This window comes from Pseudomonas boreofloridensis (genome assembly GCF_030580795.1).
GTDB lineage: Bacteria > Pseudomonadota > Gammaproteobacteria > Pseudomonadales > Pseudomonadaceae > Aquipseudomonas > Aquipseudomonas boreofloridensis.
The window spans coordinates 1-18,406 of the sequence record NZ_JAUQOQ010000020.1; the positions used below are offsets into that span (position 1 = coordinate 1).

The following is an 18,406-nucleotide window of genomic DNA, read 5'->3' on the forward strand; positions in this document are numbered from 1 at the left end:
CGATCGGACCGCGCAGCGGTCCCAGGTTTTCAGCTTCGCCGCTGCCATTGCCGGGACCGCTCTGCGGTCCAATCGCGACGCAAGGCCGCTCCCGCAAAGCGCCGTGCAGAAGGTTGGAAATTGAGCCGGGCAGTGGTCTCCATGCAGTTTTTTCGTTCCCAGTGACGCCCAGTTGCTGCCGAGCAAAAGCGCGTCCAGGCGCGTTTAAGATTCGTCTAATGTCTCGTGCGCGCAGCGCAATGCACCATGCACTGGCCTACCGGAAGTGGCAGGCAGTCATCCTTCAACGTAAAGGGCATTGCAATGCATAACTCTGTGAAAAAACTCAGCCTGGCCTTCGGCACCTGCTGCCTGCTGGCCAGCTCGGCGTCGTTCGCCGACGGCGGCCAGATCGTCTTCACCGGCTCGGTCACCGACAACGCCTGCACCATCAACACCAGCGACGTCACCAAGTCGGTCAACCTCGATCCGGTGCGCATCGCCGACTTCGCCAACACCGTGGGCGCCAAGGCCAAGCCCAAGCAGTTCTCGCTGACGCTGGACAACTGCAGCCTGCAGACCCGCAACAACGTGCAGATCAAGTTCAGCGGCCAGCCCGACGCACAGGACAACACCTTGCTGGGCCTGAGCGGCGAGAACCAGGTCAGAGGCATCGCCATCCAGATCGACGACGCGCGCACCGGCTCGAAAGTGTCGCTGAACACTGCCACCGAAGACTACGCCCTGCGTAACCAGTCCAACACCTTCGACTTCGTCGCCTCCTACGTGCGCACCGCGCTCGACACCACCACCGGTGAAGCGCCGAACCAGGTCACCACGTCCGGTATCGGCACCGGTCAGGTCAATGCCCTGGCCACTTTCGACGTCACCTACAAGTAAGCCCCTGCGAGGGCCGTGCCTGGCACGGCTCTCGATTCCCGAGGTTCACCCATGCGTAAACGTGTTCTCACCCACCTGGCCTGGCTGTCCCTGCTGTTCGCTGGGGCGTCGCAAGCCGCCGTGACCGTGGGCGCCACCCGGCTGATCTACGACGGCAAGCAGAACGAAGCGAACCTGACGGTCAGCAACCGCGAAGACGATTCGCCCTATCTGGTGCAATCGTGGGTCAGCGGCTACGGCGCAGCGAACGATGCCAGCCTGGACAGTTTCATCGTCACACCGCCGCTGTTCCGCCTCGACGCCAACAAGGAAAACATCCTGCGGGTGATTTTTGCCGGTGGCGCCAACGTGCCTCAGGACCGAGAAAGCCTGTTCCTGATGAACGTCAAGGCCATCCCCGCCATGCGTGACGATCAGCGCGACAAGAACGTGCTGCAGATTGCGCTCAAGACCACCATCAAGCTGTTCTACCGTCCCGCCGGGCTGACCGGCTCGGCCAAGGACGCCGTGGCCTTGCTGGCCTGGAGCGCTGCCGGTGGCAACCTGACGGTGGACAATCCTTCCAAGTTTCACGTGGTGGTCAGCGAGCTCAAGGTCAACGACCACACGCTGGATTCGCCCATCGATGTCCTACGCCCTGGCGAACACCGCGTGCTGCCGGTCAAGGCGCGCCGCGCAGATCGTATCTCGCTCAGCTACATCGACGATTACGGCACCAGTGTCAGCGTGGCGCCCGTCACCTTGAACTGATCACGCCTCGCCGCTCCAGGAACGCCTATGCACACTTCCTCCGCCCTCACGCGCCTTGGCGCGGTGAAGGGGTTCGGCTGCCCGTTGGCCGTGCTTCTGACCCTGCACCTGAGCCCGGCGCACGCAGGCTTCGAGTTCGATCCGACCTTTCTGGAGATCGGTGGCGGGCAGGGCTCGGACCAGTTGAAGCAGCAGATCAGTGCGATCAGCGAAGGCCAGTTGCCGGGCAGCTATCGGGTCGATATCTCGGTCAATCAGCGTCACGTCGGCAAGCAGGACATCCGTTTCATCCGCAGCACGCAGCCCGAGCAATCGGCGACCGGCCTGTTTCCTTGCCTGGACAGCGATTTCTTCCGAGCCCAAGGGGTTTCCAGCGAAGCGCTGGCCAAGCGTGCGGATGCCGATCCGACCTGTATCGCCTTCGACCAAGGGCTGGCGGGGGTGACCTACGACTACGATTTCAACCAGCAAGCACTGGATGTGCAGATTCCCCAGGCCTATCTCGGTGAAATTCCTTTCGATGTCCGTCGTCGGCAGTGGAGCAATGGAGAGACGGCTGCGTTCACCAGCTACTCGATCTCGCACAGCAGCGTGAATTCGGACGGCGCGCGGCGCCAGGATCAGTTCGCCAGTTTGCGCAGTGGGGTCAATGCCGGTGCCTGGCGGCTGCGCAATTTCTCCACCTTTCGCCGAGGCAGCGGCACGCCGGGGCAGTGGCAGTCACTGGAAAGCTACGTCCAGCGCGATATGGGCAACCTCATGGCCATCGCGACGCTGGGCGATGCGACCACCGAGGGTGACTTGTTCGATGCCTTGCCCTATCGCGGCCTGGGCATCGCCTCGGACCTGGACATGCTGCCCGATGACGCCCGTCAGTTCGCCCCGGTGGTGCGTGGCATCGCCAACGGGCGCTCGCGGGTGATCATTCGCCAGCGTGGCTACGTCATCAAGGAGCAGTGGGTGCCGTCCGGGCCGTTCGCGATCTCCGACCTCTACTCCACGGCCAGCAATGGCGACCTGGAGGTGACGGTCGAGGGCGCCGATGGCCAGGTCCAGGTGTACACCCAGTCGTTCTCCTCGGTGCCCTACATGCTGCGCGAAAAGCAGACCACCTACGCGCTGTACGCGGGCCGCTACCGGGGGGCTTTGTCCGAGGCGGGTGGCGAAGCGCCGACCTTTGGCCAACTGACCGGCCGCCATGGCCTGCGTGGCGGCACCACGGTATTCGGCGGCGGCTTGTTCAGCGAAAGGTACAGCGCCGGCCTGCTCGGCGTGGCCCATGATTTTGCGGGATTCGGTGCGGTCTCGCTGGACGTCACCCACGCCCGCAGCAGCGACATCGGCCCCGAGAAAGCCACCCGCAGCGGTCAGTCGTATCGCTTTCGCTATTCCAAATCGGTGGCCCTGACCGATACCAATTTCAGCTTGGTGGGCTATCGCTACTCCACGGGTGGCTATTACTCATTCACCGAGGCACTGAACAGCCGCCGCGATGTGCTCGAGGGTCCGTTCACTGCTGCCGTCGACGATCTGGGTATCGCGGCCTATCGAACGGGGCACCTGAAGAGCAATTTCAGCGCCAACGTGTCCCAGCAGATCGGCCGTTTCGGCAGCCTGTACGCCAACGTATCGAAGTCGGCCTACTGGGATCGCGCGACCGCCGATACCAGCCTGCAATTGGGTTACAACTTCGGAGTCGGCAACGTTTCTTACTCCGTGGCGGTGGGCCTCAATCAAGGCCAGACCACCGACCGTAACCTGACCCTGAGCGTGAGCCTGCCGCTGGGCGGGCCGGGCAGCAGCAGCCGCGTCTCGGCCAGCACCCACCACGCCAGCGGCGGTGTCAACGGGCAGATGGCAACCCTCAGTGGCAATGCCCTGGACGATGATGCGCTGACCTATGGCGTGGGGGTATCACGCCAGGCCAGCGCCGGCCAGAGCCAGCAGGGCGGATCGCTGTCAGCCCAGTACGAGGGCGCCAAAGGGGTGCTGCGTGGTGGTTACACCCAAACCGGCAACAACCAGCAGCTCGACCTGGGCTTGGACGGGTCGGTGGTGGCCTATGCCGACCAGATCATGCTCAGCCAGCCGCTGAGCGAAACCAATGTCATCGTCGCTGCGCCCGATGCCGGCCAGGTGTCGATCACCAACAAGCGCGGCATTCGCACCAACGACAACGGCTATGCGGTGATGCCCTCGGCCATGCCTTATCGCAAGAACCGGATCTCGCTCGACAGCCAGACCATTGCCCAGAACGTCGACATCGAGCAGTTGGTGCAGGAGGTGATCCCCAACCGTGGCGCCTTCGTGGTGGCGAAGTTCGACACACGCAGCGGGCAGCGCATCCTGTTTCGCATTCTCGACGAGCAGGGCACTCCGGCACCTTTCGCCGCCAATGCCGAGCTGCTGAGCGAGGACGGTACTTCGCTGGTCAGCACCCTGGTGGCCGACAACGGCCGCGCGTTCCTGGCCGGTGTGCCGGATCGGGCGCGTTTGCAGATCAGCGTGGGCGGCACGCTCTGGTGCAGCAGCGCGCTGGCGCTCGGCACGCAAGAGACGTCGACCGGCATCCTGCAGATGGACGTGCGTTGCCAGCGGGCAGCGGCTTCGAACAGTCAGGACACCCACCCATGAACACCGCCACCCCCCGCCTTCTGTTGGCCTCGACACGTTGTGCTGCTGGGCCATCGGTCCTAGAGGAGTCTTCATGAAATTCATCGCTCTTGTACTGGCCTTGATGAGCGCCAGTGCGCAAGCCGCCGACGTGGTCAATATCACCGTCAGCGGAACCCTGACTCGCCCGCCGTGCACCTTGAGCAGCGGCAACGCACTGACCGCCAGCTTCGGGGACGTGCGAACCGATCAAGTGGCCGAGGCCGAGCCACAGAGCTTGAACATCCAGCTCAGTTGCCCGAGCGGCTCCTCGTTGACCGTCGGCTTTTCCGCCGCGTTGGGCACCTACAGCGCAACGGTTGCCAAAACCTCAGCGAACAACCTGGGCGTGTCGCTGCTGTGGGCCAACGACAACTCGACGGCCAACCTGCAAGGCACGCTCAAGAGCTACAGCAATCTGTCCGGGACCGTGAGCCTGGGGCTCAAGGCCAAGCTGGTCCAGCAAGGCACGCTGGCGCCCGGACAGTTCACGTCCGCGCTGGTCATGACGATCAATTACCTATGAACGCCTGGCTGATCCTGATGCTGGTGCTGTCGAGCACGGTTGCGCTCGCGCAGCCTGCCAGCACGGTGCAATTGGAGGTCAGTGGACGGTTGGTCGAACCGGCCTGCCGTCTGCAGTTCGCCACCTCGATGGAAGTCGACTTGGGCAACGCCACTATCAACCAGCTCAAGGACGACACAGTTCCCGTGACCGAGATCCCGCTGTCGTTCGACTGTCGAGCGGGCAGTGGCGTGAGCCTGGTCTTGACGGCCGCGGCGGGGCGTTTCGATGAAGTCACGCTGCTGACCAATCGACCTGGGCTGGGGCTACGCCTGATCGGCGAAGGCAGCCAGCCGGGATTGACCCTGGGTCAGCCGCATCTGTGGACGGCGGGGGAAACGCCGCTGGTGGTTTCGCTGCGCGTCAAGCCAGTGGCACTGGAGACGTTGCCGGAGGCCGGCACGTTCACCGCCACGCTGCTGATGCAGCTTGTCTATCCCTGATCAATGGAATTGCCGGGCCTCGATGCAGTAGGTCAACAGTGACTGGTCGCTGTCGACCTCCAGCTTGCGCATGGCCGAGACCTTCTGTGCACTGACGGTCTTGTTGCTGCGGCACAGTTGGCGGGCAATGTCGCTGACGGTCATGCCGGTCACGAACAGGCGCAGCACTTCCAGCTCGCGCGGCGACAGACTCTCGAAACGATCGCCCACCTGACCGCTGCTGCCCATGACCGAGCGGGCCTCGGCGCTAGGACTCTGGTAGGGACGCCGTCTGCTCAGGGCCGTCAAGGCTTTCTCGATCTCCTGATGCAGGTGGTTCTTCTGGATCACGCCGGCCACGCCCAGTTCTTGCAGGCGTGACAGGATCAGGCTGTTGGAAATCATGGTCAGCACCAGGACCTGCGTCTGCGGGAAATTGCGCAGCACGTACTCGATGAGTTTCAGCCCATCGCCGTAGGTGGCGTCGCCCGGCATGTTGAAATCGGTGATCAGCAATTGCGGGCGATGCGTGCGCAGTTGCTCGATCAGTTCGCTGGAACTGACCGCCTCGCCCACCACGGTGTAGCGTCCGTCGCGTTGGACGATTTCGCGCACGCCCAGCAGAACGATGGGATGGTCGTCGGCAATGACGACATTCAATTCAGTCATGTGTGGGCTCTCTTGAGAGGTTCGATGGGCATCAGCGGGGTTCTTCGTTCAGGCACTGGGCTACCGCAGCCAGGCGTGTGCACAAGGCCCTGATGCGCTGGACGATGGCGGTGGTCATCGGGCCTTCGTGCAGGGCGTTCTCCAGCTCGTGGCCTAGCGCATGCAGGGTTTGCGCATGCACGCTTGCCAGCGCACCGCTGAGGCTGTGCAGGCGCTGACGTACGGCCAGGGCGTCCATGTCCACCAGGCCCTGTTCGATCTGCGCGATGTCCGCGAGCAAGGTCTGCGCCATCAGCTCGCGCATGGCCGGCGACAGTTCGATCCAGCCTTCGCGGTCGGTCTGCGGCGTGCAGGCAGGTTTCAGTGCGGGAGCGGGCAGGCCGTTGGCTTTGCGGCAATGCGACATCAATGCCTGACGCAGCATGCCCAGGCTCAAGGGCTTGACCACCCAGGCACTCATGCCCATGGCCAGGCAGCGCTGGCCCTCTTCGCGCAGGGCGTTGGCGGTGACGCCGATGATCGGCACGTCCACGCCCTGCTGGCGCAGGGCTTGCGCCAGTTCGTAACCATTGAGCCGCGGCATGTTGATGTCGGTGATGACCAGGTCGAACGGTTGGGTGTTCCACAGTTGCAAGGCGTGCTGGCCGTCGCGCGCCACGGTCGGGTGCGCGCCGAGCGCCTCGAGTTGCTCGCGCAGCACTGCCTGGCTCACCGGATTGTCCTCGGCCACCAGCACGCGCACGTTCAGGCAGGGTGCGTCCAGGCACGACGGCACCAGCGAGGTTGGGGCCACCGCCGGTGGCGCATCGACCACCGGCAGCGTGATCAGCAGGGAGAAACTGCTGCCCAGGCCGGGCTCGCTGACCACGCGCATGCTGCCGCCCATGAGTTCGCTCAGGCGCTTGCAGATCGACAGCCCCAGGCCGGCGCCATTGCCATCCTGGCCGGCCGCCACTTGGTAGAAGGGTCGGAACAGTTGCTCCAAGGCCTTTTCCGGGATGCCGACACCGGTATCGGTCACCTGCCACTGCAACGAGACGTCTGTCTCGGTGCGCTGCACAACGCTCAAGCGCAGGCGTACGCGGCCCGAGTCGGTGAACTTGATGGCATTGCCCAGCAGGTTGTGCAGGATCTGTCGCACCCGCCCGGCGTCGCCCAGGATCTGCGCAGGCACCTGCGGGTCGATTTCCGATTCGATGTCCAGGCCCTTGTTGCGGGCGGTCGCGGTAAAGGCGACCACCGCGTCCTCGACCAGTTGCACCGGCGCGAACGGGGCCTCTTCGAGCGGCATCTGGCCAGACTCGATCTTCGACACGTCCAGCACGTTGCTGATGAGTTGGAACAGCACCGTGGAGGAGCCCTGGATGATTTCCAGGTAGTGGCGCTGACGCTCGCTCATCTCGGTGAGCGAGAGCAGTTCCAGGTTACCCAGCACGCCGTACAGCGGTGTGCGGATCTCATGGCTCATGGTCGCGAGGAACACGGTCTTGGCTTCGTTGGCAGCGGTGGCGCGGCGGTGCGCCTGGTTGAGCATCAGGGTTTCGTCTACATGGCGAGTGATGTCGTTGCACCCGCAGAGGAACACATCCTGACCTTCATAACGGGTGGCGACGAACACCACCTGCAAGTAGCGACCTTCCACCAGCAGGCACATTTCGCCGGGCGCCTGGTCGCCGTCGTAGCCTTCGAGCAATTGCGTGAGCGCGGGCGTCGCACCCAGTTGCACGGCGCGCTGGTTGTCCAGCAGCACCTGGTGATCGCTGCGCCGCATCACGCACAGCCCGACGGGCGCGTTGTGCAGCATGATGCGGTTGAACGCCTGGTTCTCGAACAGGCGATCCTGGGCGCGTTGCGCCGGGACGACGATGCGCGATTTGTACCAGTGGTTGATCCACATGCCCACCAGGATGGCAGCGATGACCGTCAGCATGAGTCCCAGCAAGGGCCACTTGGCGTAGCGCAGGAAGTCCTGGTAGGTGATGGCGTACAACCCGGTCCAGCGATCGCCGTGGGGCGCGACCATCTTGAAGCGCAGGCCGTGGCGGTTGAAGCTCAGGCCCTGGGGCGCCGGATCGTCGGCACCCAGTGCGCCCAGCACCACTTCGCCTTCGGGCGAGACCAGGGTGAACTGGTTGTACACCGACAGGCGCAACACCCGCTCGAACTCGTCCACCTGGGCCGTATCCACCACCGCGGCGAGGGTCAGAAGACCTTGCCCCTTGCCGGCCGGGAGCAGCGCGCCGGCGGCGTGCAGGCCGATCATCGCCACGATGCTGGGCCGATCCTGGTACAGCCGCAGCGGCGCCCGTACCCAGCGCACGCGGTGATCGGTGAGCAGGTTCTGGGCGGTGCGCAGGCGTTCGAGTCGGCCGACCACGGTGGCGTATTCTTCCGGCGGCAAGGGCAGGTGCTGGCGCGGATCGTCCGTGGCCGGGATGGCCAGGCTGGAATCGCCGTCCGGGGTCAGCACGAACAGTTGCGGTGAGGCATAGAACGAGCTGGCCCAGAAGCCGCCGTAGTAGTCGGTCATCTGCACACCGAGGGCCAATGCGCGGTTCTCGTCGTCTTTGCTGAAACCGGCGCCATGGGCCAGTGAGAAGGGCATCGACAGCTCGAAGCCTCTGGCCTTTAGCATCACCTGTTCACCGATGGGCGTCGTCTGCATGACCGTGACCGACTGCACCGAGCGCAGCGGGCCTTGCGTGCTGCTGCGGTACCCGGTGGCGACGTTGCGCAGGAACGTCTCGTGTTCATGGATGATTTCCAGCACACGGGCGAAATGGAATTCGACGCGTTGCTGCTCGGCTTCGAGCAGTCGGGTGACGGCCCAATAGCAGGTGCTCGACATCACCAGCAGCAGACCGGTCAGCAGCAAAAGGGCCTTGTTCAGGCGTTCGGAGCTCAGCGCCAGTTTGTCCAGGCGCAGGCTGGCATGTTTCATGTTTCGCACTCGGCCAGAAATAGGGTGGAAAGGTGCACACAGGTGCGCCCGTTTCGAACTACCCCTAAAAGGGCTGCATTTCCTTTTGCTGAAACGTTTGACCTCATCAGTCTACAGAAGTGCTGGCCGAGGGCCATCCTCTCGTAGCAGGGCGGCCAGGTCGTTGCGTGGTACAGCCGGTGAAATGATGAAGCCTTGCACTTGGTCGCATTGAACACGGCGCAGTACCGCAAGCTCGGCTTGGGTTTCGGCGCCCTCGGCCACGGTGGTCAAGCCCAGTTTGCGACCCAGTTCGGTAATGCTGAGCAAGGCCGATGCCAATCCGTCGTTTTCGCCACAGCCCAGCACCAGGGAGCGATCGATCTTGAGTTCCGTGAAGGGCGTGGACACCAGGTTGAAGTACGAGCTGTAGCCCTTGCCGAAATCGTCCTGAGCCAGGCCGAAGCCCATCAGCCGCAGCCGACACGCTCCAGCGTAGTAGTTGCTGGACAACTGCGTGGTGGAGCTTTCGGTCAGCTCGAAGGTGATCTGCCTGGGATCGGCCTGATTGACGCGGACCTGCGCCAGCAACTGATCCACCAGGTCGGGCTGATCGAGCAGATGGGTCGGCAGGTTGATCGAGACCGGCAGCGAATGGCCCATCCGCGCCCACTGCGCCTGAGCGCCCAGGGTCTGTCCGAGGATGCTGGTGAGCAACTCGATCTCCAGCTCGGCGTTTTCGATCTCGTCCAGGAACGCCCCCGGCATCAGCAGCCCTTCGGCCGGATGTACCCAGCGGGCCAGGGCTTCTGCACCGACGATCCGGCCATCGCGCAGTGACTTCTTGGGCTGGTACCAGGCCTGTATTTCGCCATTTTCCAAGGCTTTGATCAGGGTGCTGCGTGCCCGACAGCCACGGGGTCTGCGACTGAAGGTGCGGGCCTGCTCGGTGAGGTCGTCGAGGCGTTCGCGCAGGCTGATGATCTCGGCCTCGCGCACCGGCTTGGAGATCAGGCCCGCCACCTTCAGCCCCAGATTCTTGGCGACCTGTCCCGAGCCCAGCAGCATGCGGCGTGATGCGGCGGTCATCAGCGCCAGCGCTGGCGGTCGGTGCAACTGGGCCAGTTGCTGGATCAATTGCACGCCGTCCATCTGCGGCATCATCAAGTCGCTCAACAGCAGGTCGTAGTGGCTGCGGGATAGGCGCTGCAAGGCGGTTGCGCCGTCCCAGACCAATTCGACCTCGAAGCCGCCTGCGGCCTGGAACACCGTGGTCAGGTACTGATGCTGGAAGGGATGGTCCTCGACAATGAGCACGCGGTAGACATTCACTGCAGGCTATCTCTGATAAGGCTGCAGGCACTGGTACAGAGCGTGCAGCGTGAAGGGTTTGATCAGAAAGTGGTCCATGCCGGCACCCAGGCAGCGCTCGGCTTCGTCGAGCATGGCGTTGGCGGTCGCACCGACGATCGGTACGCTGCAGCCTTGCTGGCGCAGGCGCTCGGTGAGTTGGTAGCCGTTCATTCGCGGCATGTTGACGTCCGTCAGCACCAGGTCGAAATCGGCGTCCTGCCACAGCGCCAAGGCCTCGACGCCATCGCAGGCGAGCACCACCGTGCAACCGAGCTCCTCGAGCTGATCGCGCAGGATCAATTGGTTGATGACGTTGTCCTCGGCCACCAGCAGGTGCAGGTTCAACTTGCTCGCCTCGAGCTGGGCGGGAATCACCGGTTCGCCTTGCAGTTCCACGCCCAATGCCTGGCGCACCGCGCGGTTGAGCAGGTGCAGGTTGTTCAGCCCGATGTGCAGGGTGCGCTCGGCGATGGGTACGATGCCGTGCCCGTCCTGGGAAACCAGGATGCGCTGGCCAGGCCAGTCAGTCCTCAGCGCGCTGTCGGCTTGTCCGGGACAGAGTTCGATCAAGAGGGCGTCGACATCCAGTTGCCCCGCGTCCTGGCCGATCAACTGCGCACGCGCGCCCCACCGGCGCAGCCACCCGGCCGTGTGTTCGGCCAGTTCATGCACGGGCGACTGCACATAGATACGCTCGTTCGGCAACGGGCTCGCCCAATGAAAGTCGTTCTGGGTGCTCACCTGCTCAAGCGGCAGGCTGAAGGCGAAACTGCTGCCCAGGCCAGGCTCGCTGAACACCCGCAGCGCGCCGTTCATCAAGTGCACCAGGCGCTTGCAGATGGACAGGCCCAGGCCGGTACCCGCCACCAGGTTGGCGTTCGGGCTGCTCTGGAAGAAGGGCTCGAACAGGTGGCGTTGGTCCGCAGCGGGAATGCCTTTGCCGGTATCGACCACCTGCCACTGCAACATGGCCCGTTCACCCTCGCGACACGCCAGTTGCAGACGCACGACGATGCGTCCGGTCTCGGTGAACTTCACCGCATTGCTCAGCAGGTTGCCGAGAATCTGCCGAATGCGGATGACGTCGCCCAGCACCAGGTCGGGCAGTTGCGGGTCGATGCAGGCGAACAGTTGCAGGCCCTTGCCTTGCGCTGCGCCGGTGTAGCCTTGGATCACGTCCTGGGTGAGTTCCAGCGGAGAAAAGGTGCTCATTTCCAGTGCCAGTTGGCCGGCTTCGATCTTCGACACGTCCAGCACATCGCAGATCAACTGCAGCAAGGTGGCCGACGAGCCTTCGATGGCGGTGAGGTAGCCGCGCTGCTGGGCATCGAGTTGGGTCCGCGCGAGCAGTTCGAGCGTTGCCAGCACGCCGTACAACGGGGTACGGATCTCATGGCTCATGGTCGCCAGGAACAGGGTCTTGGCCTCGTTGGCGGCGTCGGCCAGGGTCCTGGCCTGTTGCAAGGCGATTTCGGCGGTCTTGCGCTCAGTGATGTCGCTGAAGGCGCAGATCAACACGTCTTCGCGCTGGTAGCGGGTGGGGGCGTAGCTCAGGTAGAGGTGGCGACCGTCGGCCATTTGCAGTTCGTCGGTAGCGCTGCGTTGCGCCTCGACACTGAACGCGCGGTCGATCCAGCGATGGCACAGGCGAGTACGCTCATCGCCCATGGCCAGCCATTGGGCCGACAGCGGGTTCTCCAAGACCACCGCACCGTCGCTGCGGCGCAGCACGCACAGGGCGACGGGAGCAATACGGATCACGGCGCTGCAGAACGCCTCGCTTTCCACCAGCGCGTCGATGCGCGCGGCGGCCGGGACGATCATCCGCTGATCGATCTGCCTGACTAGCCACAGCAGGCAGACTGTGGCCAGCAGGCAAATGAGCAGCGCCACCGACACGGGCACGGCCAGGGCGGGAAGCAGCGAAACCAGTTGCAGGCTGTAGACGATCTGCCAGTTGGAGTAGTCCAGGTGCTTGCGGATGGTCAGCCGCTCCGGCAGCCAATGTTCGCCCTCCCAGCCGAAACTGGCGCTGGTCGGTACGCGTTGCATCTGCCCGTCCTGGCCAGGGGGCAAGGGGGTGTTGCTGAGGATCAGGTGGCCATTGGCGTCCAGCAGTTTGAAATCGCCCGCCTGCTCGTGCTCGAGGGCCTTGACCAGATCGGGGCCATCGACCTCCAGACCCAGCCAGCCGGAGGTGACGTTGCGTTCGTCCATGCGGATGAAGATGTACAGCGGCGAGTCCAGGCGGCCTGGATCGGTCAGCCACAACTCGTCCTGCGGCACCTCACTGTCGTTGACCGAGCGCACGCGTTCCAGGACGCGCGGCGGCAGGTCGGCGCTGTGCTCGGTGGTGGTGAACAAGCGCTGCACCGGCGCCTGCGCAGGCTGCGGTACGTAGATCAGGTTCACCTGATTGGCCCGTAGGTAGTCGAGCATGCGGCGGGTCAGCCACAGGCTCCAGATCTCGTGGCGCTGGCCGAGGATGATATGGATTTCCTCCTCCGGCACGTTGTTGGCCTCGGCGGCCGACAGCGTCGGTTGCCTGACCGTGGACAATCCCAGCCCTTTGAGCAATGTCTGGCGGCTGACGAAGAAACCCTGAGCCTGGAAGATGGCCTCGTTCATGTAGCTGCGGCGCGAGGATATCTCCTGGTTCAGGGTCACGCGCAGGTAGCCGTAGGCACCGATATAAACGCCCGCTATCAGACTGAAGGCGAACAGGCGCAGGAGTTTGCGCGCGGCCTGGGGGGTCGAGAGCGTGGAGTGGGCGGTGGGAATGAGATGGGCGAGTTTCATCGGCGCCAGCCTAGTCATCGCCTGTCGTCATCTGAATAGGACGGATCTCAAACGCCGGGTGAGGGCCGTGGACCGGAGAGTGCCACGGCGCCATCGACTGTCGCGCGGTGAATCAGAGCACGGTCTGGGTCACCAGGTAGCGGCCTTGGGTGATCAAGTGACCCGTCGCATCTTCCAGCACGTAGGTGTGTTCACCTTGACCGGATGTCTGCACTGGCGTCATCGACCGCACCCGCACTGGGGACGTCACTGCACCGAGCAGGGGCTGGACGCTGAGCGTGCGCGACACGGCATTGAGCGGACAGGACTCGGACAGTCCGGCGCCAGCATGGGTGGAAAGCGCACACTGGCTGCCGATGACGGCACCGGTGAAGCGGATGGTGCCTTGCATCGGCGCTTCCACGGCAGCCTGGCAAGCGGTAGAAAGCGCCAGTGACAACAGCGCTGCAATATAGGGTCCTTTCATGATTGCGTTCCGGTTCGAGGTGGCAATCTCTGTATCGGCCAATGCCCCTTTTCATTGAGGCTGAATCGATTATTCCGACCGGTGGTTACGCCCGGCCTGGCGGGCAATCGAGTTGGCCGCCAGGAGGCTTTTGAGATCGGTCTGATTGGCCGCTTTGGCGACTTTTCCTACGCTTTGGATCGTCGCCAACCGTCCCGTGGGCTGTTGATCTGAGCGGCACGCCCGATGTGCTCGATGTCGATTCGAGGTGGCCTTCGATCGCGCAGCGCAGACGTCCGGCAAGCAAGTACCGTACGGCGACCTTTGTTGGGGGCGTCGGTGTCGACTCTTTCATTCAGGTATCGCGGGCAATGAAGGCACTTTTGTTGTGTTTGGCTATGGCTTGGGCGCTCTGCGGATGCGGCACCGTCAATACGGTGTTGAGTTCCGATGCGCATGCAAGCAGTGCGTTGAGAAAAGCCCAAACGCGGTGTGAATCCCTTCCGCGTGTTTACAGCGGTATCGCCTATGACCTGTGCCTGTTGCACGGCCCGCCGCAGCTGGTCGAGCGCGACCCGGCGGCGCCGGCTCTGATGCCCCTCCAGTTACTCGACTTCATACCCTCTGGGATTCTGGACACCGTCGTGCTGCCCTACACGATTTATCTACAAAGCACGCAAGGCAGTCTGGATATCTGACGGTCGATGACGCACGCCCCAGCGGTTTCTGCTGTTGGGAATGACAGGGTAAATGGAACACGATGAATACGCGTACGGCTAGAAACTCCAAACTCCGCCTCTTGATTGCCGCGCTTTTGCTGGCTTGTCTATCGGAACAGGCGAGCGCGCTTATCTCCGGCAGTTTGGTGTGTTCGGTGACGGGCTACAACACATACGGTTATGAGGTCAGCCCCGGTGCAGAATTCGAAATTCCATTTTCTGGCACCTGTACGGCCAAGCGGGCTTACCCGCGTTATGCGGCGACGAATCTAGAGATCACGCCGGTCTATAACGTCACTGCAGGGGCCATCAAGGTTCTGCAGAAAAAATCTTACATGTACATGTCTGAAATTCCGCTTGGGTCTTACGGGCCTGACTGCTTGGGGGAGACCTGCATGCCGCTGCGTGTCGGAGCGACGGTTTCATACACCTATTACATCGTGGGTCGCGCGCCACAGAGTGGATCGGGGCGCGCCATCGTCAAGTTGGGCGTGACCTCTGCGGGCTATCCCAATTACGCCGAATGGCTACACGAGATCAACTTCATCTACCGTGTACGCAGCGAAACCTGCAGCCTGACTTCGGCACGCAGCATCAGCTTGAAATTCGATCCAACCAATCCGGCGGGATTGGCAGGTCAACAGAAATCGGCGCCGATCAGTCTCAACTGCACCGGCGCCAGACCGGCGTCCATGACGTTGACGGCCAATCAATCCATCGTCAACGCCGCGAGCGGCGTCTCGAAAACAAGCCTCACCGGCGTCAATATGCAGGCCCTGTGGAGCGCCTCCATGACCCCTGCCAGTTTCAATACGCCACGGGCGGTGACGCTGAAACAGGGCACAAACGATATCGGTTTGACGTTTTCGCCGCAGGTGGTCAATGGCGCGGACGTGTCGGGGAGCTTTCAAGTGCAGTACACACTGACGGTCAACTATCAGTAGTGTGTGTTGGGCGTTGAGGTCCCAAGTGGTGGGCATTAAAAAGCCGGCTTGTGGCCGGCTTTCGGGGACGGGCTTGGCTCATTTTTGATAAGCCGCAACCGCCTTAACGGGTTGGCCCTGAAGGCCTGAAGAAGATGACGGGCGGCCGTGTGGGGCGTCGTCAGGTGCTCTGGAATGCGGCTTGGCCGACCGGAGCAGAATGTGCCGCGTAGCATACAAGGGTGCACCGGGGATGCCCAGCGGAAATTGCCGCGCCGCTTACAGCGGGCGCTGGCGGCTGAACCACGACCACCAGAACACCCAGCCCAGCACCTGCATGCCCTGGGCGTGACGCTGGGCGCTGGTGTAGCGCTCCACGGCGTAGTTGCGCCGGTCGTGGCTGTGCAGGCACAGGGTGTCGTTCTGCCCGAGGCTGAGGCTGTGCACACGCAGCCGGCCTTCGTGCAGCAGGGCGTAGGTCTGGCCATCGACCACACGGGTGAGGCTGCGGTCGATGGCCAGGGCGGCGCCGATGGGCATCAGCGGCGCCATGTTGGCCGCCGGCATGTCCAGGCACACCACGTGTTCGGCGAGGATGCCCAGGGTGTCCAGCGCTTGCGCCGAGATCAGCAGGTGGCGCTCGGGGTCCGGCTGCAGCAGGCCGTCGACGAGGCGATGGAAGTCGACGCAGACCTGCCGTCCGCCATGGCCGGGCGGTGCGGGTTCGACCTGAGTGGGGCAGGGGCGCAGGATCGGGCTGGGGTGCTTGGGGCCTTCGCCGCTGCGCAGCCAGCGGCGATTGACGCAGAACAGATCGGCCACCTCGTCCAGGCGTGCGAGCGGGATGCCGCGCTTGAACCAGTTGTTCACGTGCTGGGGCGTGACATGGCGCTGGGCGGCGAAGTCGGACGAGGTCAGGCCGCACTCCTGCAGAAGGGTCTTGAGACGGTCACCGGAATTGTTCATGGCGGCGAGTCTAAGGGGTGGCGCGTGGCGAGGGAATAAACGCGGTGATGAGGGAAGGAGCGGATCTTGGCGGGATGTGTAAGAAGCGTTTGAAAGGTGCTGTGGGATGCTTCTGACGTGATAGGTCAGCGCTTTCCGATAATAAGCTGGAAGCGGGGCCGCATGGCGACCCCGTTCCTGTGCGGTATCAGCCTTTGTAGGCCGCTACCGACTTGGTGATCGCAGCGCGGGCGGCGTCTGCGCCGTCCCAGCCTTCGATCTTGACCCACTTGCCCTTCTCCAGATCCTTGTAGTTGGCGAAGAAGTGCTCGATCTGCTGGATCAGCAGCGGCGGCAGGTCGGTGTATTCCTTGACGTCCACGTACAGCTGCGACAGTTTGTCGTGCGGCACGGCGATGACTTTGGCGTCGCCGCCGCCGTCGTCGGTCATGTTCAGCACGCCGACCGGACGGGCGCGGATCACCGAGCCTGGCGCGACCGGGTACGGGGTGACCACCAGCACGTCCAGCGGATCACCGTCATCGGCCAGGGTGTTGGGGATGAAGCCGTAGTTGGCGGGGTAGAACATCGGGGTGGCCATGAAACGGTCGACGAACAGGGTGTCGCTGTCCTTGTCGATCTCGTATTTGATCGGCGCGTGGTTGGCCGGGATCTCGATGGCGACGTAGATGTCGTTCGGCAGGTCTTTGCCCGCAGGAATCTTGCTGTAGCTCATTGGGCTTAGCCCCCCTGATTGACCAGAAAAAGTGGCGGCGATTATAGGCATATTCCGCCCCTGCATGCCACGGTCGGCCTGCGCCGCCGCCGCTCAGGCCGGGGCGTCGCGGTACTGCGGATGTTCGGCTTGCAGGCGGGTCAGGCGCGCCAGCGGGTCCTGGCGATAGAACAGCGCCAGTTGCTGGTAGACCTTGGGGTAGCTCTGCTGCAGCAGGTCGGGAGCGCTGAAGAAGTACTCGCTGGTGACGGCGAAGAACTCCGCCGGGTTTTCCGCCGCGTAGGGGTCGATGACGGTTTCCAGGTCCGGGTTGGCATCGAGCTGACGGTTGAGGTCGTCGTAGGCCTGCTGCATGGCCTGCGCCCAGGCGCCGACATCCATGTCCGGGTGCAGCGGCGGCAGGCCGTTGGCGTCGCCGTTGAGCATGTCGAGCTTGTGCGCCAGCTCGTGGATCACCAGGTTGTAGGCATCCCAGCCGCCGCTGGCCAGCACGCCTGGCCAGGCCATGATCACCGGGCCCTGGAGCCAGGCCTCGCCGCTGTGTTCAGCGTCCCAGACATGCTCGACGCCACTGGCATCGCGGTGGCGCTGGGGGCTCTTGAAATCGTCGGGATAGAGGATCAGCTCGTGGAAGCCCTGGTACCAGTTCAGCTCGCCCAGATTCAGCAGCGGCAACTGGGCCTGGGCGGCGAGGAACAGGCGCTGCTCGTCGTCCAGTTCGACGCCGGGCAGGGTGGTGAGGTGCTTGTCGTGCAGGAACAGCACGCTGGCCTCGCGCAGCCAGCGGTCCTGCTCGTCACTGATGCCGTCGAGCAGGGGCAGGCGTTCGCGAACGGCCTGCCACAGCGCCGGGTCGATGGGGTAGCGCGCCAGGGTGCGCTTGCGCCGCCAGGCGGCCAACGACCACATGGCCGCTCAGGACGCCTTGGCGGTGCGACCCAGGCGGCTGCGCAGCACGCCGAGGATCATCGGCACCAGCGACAGGATGATGATGGCGACCACCATCAGTGACAGGTGCTGCTTGATGAACGGCACGTTGCCGAAGAAGTAGCCCAGGGTCACCAGACCGCCGACCCACAGCAGGGTGCCGGCCACACTGAAGGCCAGGAAACGCGGATAGTGCATGTGGGCAATGCCGGCGACGAACGGTGCGAAAGTGCGCAGGATCGGCAGGAAGCGCGCCAGGGTGACGGTCTTGCCGCCGTGGCGTTCGTAGAATTCATGGGTGCGCTGCAGGTAGTCGCGGCGGAAGATCTTCGAATTGGGATTGCGGAACAGCCGCTCGCCCGCCGTGCGCCCGATCACGTAGTTGGTGCTGTCGCCGAGGATCGCCGCGAGCATCAGCAGACCGGCCAGCAGGACCGGGTCCATGCCGCCACCGGCGGCCACGGCGCCAGCGATGAACAGCAGCGAATCGCCTGGCAGGAAGGGCATGACCACCAGGCCGGTTTCGCAGAAGATCACCGCGAACAGAATGGCGTAGATCCAGGGACCGTAGTTGGTCACCAGCAGGTCAAGGTAGGCATCGAGATGCAGGATAAGGTCCAGCGGGTTGAATTCCATGTACAGCACCTGTTGTCTTGACCCGCTTCTACGGGCGCGCGATGACGGACGAAGTCATTTTTGGCG

General features: G+C 63.6%; 16 protein-coding genes. 7 read left to right on the top strand and 9 right to left on the bottom strand.

Annotated features, from left to right (window positions below):
* The first annotated feature begins 303 nt into the window (after positions 1–303).
* The 5 genes from Q6A47_RS19680 (at position 304) to Q6A47_RS19700 (ending at position 5,289) form a co-directional block, all read left to right on the top strand.
* Positions 304–879 (top strand): fimbrial protein, encoded by a 576-nt coding sequence (locus tag Q6A47_RS19680; RefSeq protein ID WP_304485147.1) that lies wholly within the window; start codon positions 304–306, stop codon positions 877–879.
* 51 nt (positions 880–930) lie between these two features.
* Positions 931–1,629, top strand: a complete 699-nt coding sequence (locus tag Q6A47_RS19685; RefSeq protein WP_304485148.1) for a fimbrial biogenesis chaperone — start codon at positions 931–933, stop codon at positions 1,627–1,629.
* Positions 1,630–1,656: 27 nt separating this feature from the next.
* The gene (locus tag Q6A47_RS19690; protein ID WP_304485149.1) at positions 1,657–4,263 is read left to right on the top strand and encodes a fimbria/pilus outer membrane usher protein; all 2,607 of its coding nucleotides are present in this window, start codon (positions 1,657–1,659) and stop codon (positions 4,261–4,263) included.
* Between the two features lie 73 nt (positions 4,264–4,336).
* Positions 4,337–4,807 carry a fimbrial protein gene (locus Q6A47_RS19695; RefSeq protein WP_304485150.1) on the top strand — a complete coding sequence of 157 codons (471 nt, stop codon included), beginning with the start codon at positions 4,337–4,339 and terminating at the stop codon, positions 4,805–4,807.
* Positions 4,804–5,289 (top strand): fimbrial protein, encoded by a 486-nt coding sequence (locus Q6A47_RS19700; RefSeq protein ID WP_304485151.1) that lies wholly within the window; start codon positions 4,804–4,806, stop codon positions 5,287–5,289. The genes Q6A47_RS19695 and Q6A47_RS19700 overlap by 4 nt, the downstream gene beginning before the upstream one ends.
* Here the strand turns inward: Q6A47_RS19700 and Q6A47_RS19705 are convergent, their stop codons facing one another.
* From Q6A47_RS19705 to Q6A47_RS19725, 5 genes are all read right to left on the bottom strand, one after another.
* Positions 5,290–5,937: a response regulator gene (locus tag Q6A47_RS19705; RefSeq protein ID WP_029614792.1), complete on the bottom strand. Its 648-nt coding sequence runs from the start codon at positions 5,935–5,937 to the stop codon at positions 5,290–5,292.
* 31 nt (positions 5,938–5,968) lie between these two features.
* On the bottom strand, positions 5,969–8,878 hold the full coding sequence (locus tag Q6A47_RS19710) for a hybrid sensor histidine kinase/response regulator (protein WP_304485152.1): 2,910 nt from the start codon (positions 8,876–8,878) through the stop codon (positions 5,969–5,971).
* Positions 8,879–8,989: 111 nt separating this feature from the next.
* A complete protein-coding gene (pvrR, locus tag Q6A47_RS19715; RefSeq protein WP_039580684.1) occupies positions 8,990–10,189 on the bottom strand; it encodes a response regulator cyclic di-GMP phosphodiesterase PvrR in 1,200 nt (399 codons plus the stop codon).
* Positions 10,190–10,195: 6 nt separating this feature from the next.
* Positions 10,196–13,009, bottom strand: a complete 2,814-nt coding sequence (locus Q6A47_RS19720) for an ATP-binding protein (RefSeq protein ID WP_304485153.1) — start codon at positions 13,007–13,009, stop codon at positions 10,196–10,198.
* Between the two features lie 112 nt (positions 13,010–13,121).
* A complete protein-coding gene (locus tag Q6A47_RS19725) occupies positions 13,122–13,475 on the bottom strand; it encodes a hypothetical protein (RefSeq protein WP_304485154.1) in 354 nt (117 codons plus the stop codon).
* A gap of 350 nt (positions 13,476–13,825) precedes the next feature.
* On the opposite strand from Q6A47_RS19725, the gene Q6A47_RS19730 reads away from it, so the two are divergent.
* On the top strand, positions 13,826–14,152 hold the full coding sequence (locus Q6A47_RS19730; RefSeq protein ID WP_039580677.1) for a YceK/YidQ family lipoprotein: 327 nt from the start codon (positions 13,826–13,828) through the stop codon (positions 14,150–14,152).
* 62 nt (positions 14,153–14,214) lie between these two features.
* The gene (locus Q6A47_RS19735; protein WP_304485155.1) at positions 14,215–15,117 is read left to right on the top strand and encodes a fimbrial protein; all 903 of its coding nucleotides are present in this window, start codon (positions 14,215–14,217) and stop codon (positions 15,115–15,117) included.
* 258 nt (positions 15,118–15,375) lie between these two features.
* Here the strand turns inward: Q6A47_RS19735 and Q6A47_RS19740 are convergent, their stop codons facing one another.
* The 4 genes from Q6A47_RS19740 to Q6A47_RS19755 form a co-directional block, all read right to left on the bottom strand.
* A complete protein-coding gene (locus tag Q6A47_RS19740; protein ID WP_039580655.1) occupies positions 15,376–16,062 on the bottom strand; it encodes an XRE family transcriptional regulator in 687 nt (228 codons plus the stop codon).
* Between the two features lie 187 nt (positions 16,063–16,249).
* A complete protein-coding gene (gene ppa, locus Q6A47_RS19745) occupies positions 16,250–16,777 on the bottom strand; it encodes an inorganic diphosphatase (RefSeq protein WP_029611948.1) in 528 nt (175 codons plus the stop codon).
* Between the two features lie 93 nt (positions 16,778–16,870).
* Positions 16,871–17,686, bottom strand: coding sequence for a M90 family metallopeptidase (locus Q6A47_RS19750; RefSeq protein ID WP_116889395.1), 816 nt, complete (start codon positions 17,684–17,686; stop codon positions 16,871–16,873).
* Between the two features lie 6 nt (positions 17,687–17,692).
* Complete coding sequence (locus tag Q6A47_RS19755; RefSeq protein ID WP_029611947.1) at positions 17,693–18,340, bottom strand: DedA family protein; 648 nt, start codon at positions 18,338–18,340, stop codon at positions 17,693–17,695.
* Between the last annotated feature and the right edge of the window lie 66 nt (positions 18,341–18,406).

Bases quoted from the DNA above. Each gene is read 5' to 3' on its own strand.
- Q6A47_RS19680 (WP_304485147.1), top strand. From the start codon at position 304: ATGCATAACTCTGTGAAAAAACTCAGCCTGGCCTTCGGCACCTGCTGC.
- Q6A47_RS19685 (WP_304485148.1), top strand. From the start codon at position 931: ATGCGTAAACGTGTTCTCACCCACCTGGCCTGGCTGTCCCTGCTGTTC.
- Q6A47_RS19690 (WP_304485149.1), top strand. From the start codon at position 1,657: ATGCACACTTCCTCCGCCCTCACGCGCCTTGGCGCGGTGAAGGGGTTC.
- Q6A47_RS19695 (WP_304485150.1), top strand. From the start codon at position 4,337: ATGAAATTCATCGCTCTTGTACTGGCCTTGATGAGCGCCAGTGCGCAA.
- Q6A47_RS19700 (WP_304485151.1), top strand. From the start codon at position 4,804: ATGAACGCCTGGCTGATCCTGATGCTGGTGCTGTCGAGCACGGTTGCG.
- Q6A47_RS19705 (WP_029614792.1), bottom strand. From the start codon at position 5,937: ATGACTGAATTGAATGTCGTCATTGCCGACGACCATCCCATCGTTCTG.
- Q6A47_RS19710 (WP_304485152.1), bottom strand. From the start codon at position 8,878: ATGAAACATGCCAGCCTGCGCCTGGACAAACTGGCGCTGAGCTCCGAA.
- Q6A47_RS19720 (WP_304485153.1), bottom strand. From the start codon at position 13,009: ATGAAACTCGCCCATCTCATTCCCACCGCCCACTCCACGCTCTCGACC.
- Q6A47_RS19725 (WP_304485154.1), bottom strand. From the start codon at position 13,475: ATGAAAGGACCCTATATTGCAGCGCTGTTGTCACTGGCGCTTTCTACC.
- Q6A47_RS19730 (WP_039580677.1), top strand. From the start codon at position 13,826: ATGAAGGCACTTTTGTTGTGTTTGGCTATGGCTTGGGCGCTCTGCGGA.
- Q6A47_RS19735 (WP_304485155.1), top strand. From the start codon at position 14,215: ATGAATACGCGTACGGCTAGAAACTCCAAACTCCGCCTCTTGATTGCC.
- Q6A47_RS19740 (WP_039580655.1), bottom strand. From the start codon at position 16,062: ATGAACAATTCCGGTGACCGTCTCAAGACCCTTCTGCAGGAGTGCGGC.
- ppa (WP_029611948.1), bottom strand. From the start codon at position 16,777: ATGAGCTACAGCAAGATTCCTGCGGGCAAAGACCTGCCGAACGACATC.
- Q6A47_RS19750 (WP_116889395.1), bottom strand. From the start codon at position 17,686: ATGTGGTCGTTGGCCGCCTGGCGGCGCAAGCGCACCCTGGCGCGCTAC.
- Q6A47_RS19755 (WP_029611947.1), bottom strand. From the start codon at position 18,340: ATGGAATTCAACCCGCTGGACCTTATCCTGCATCTCGATGCCTACCTT.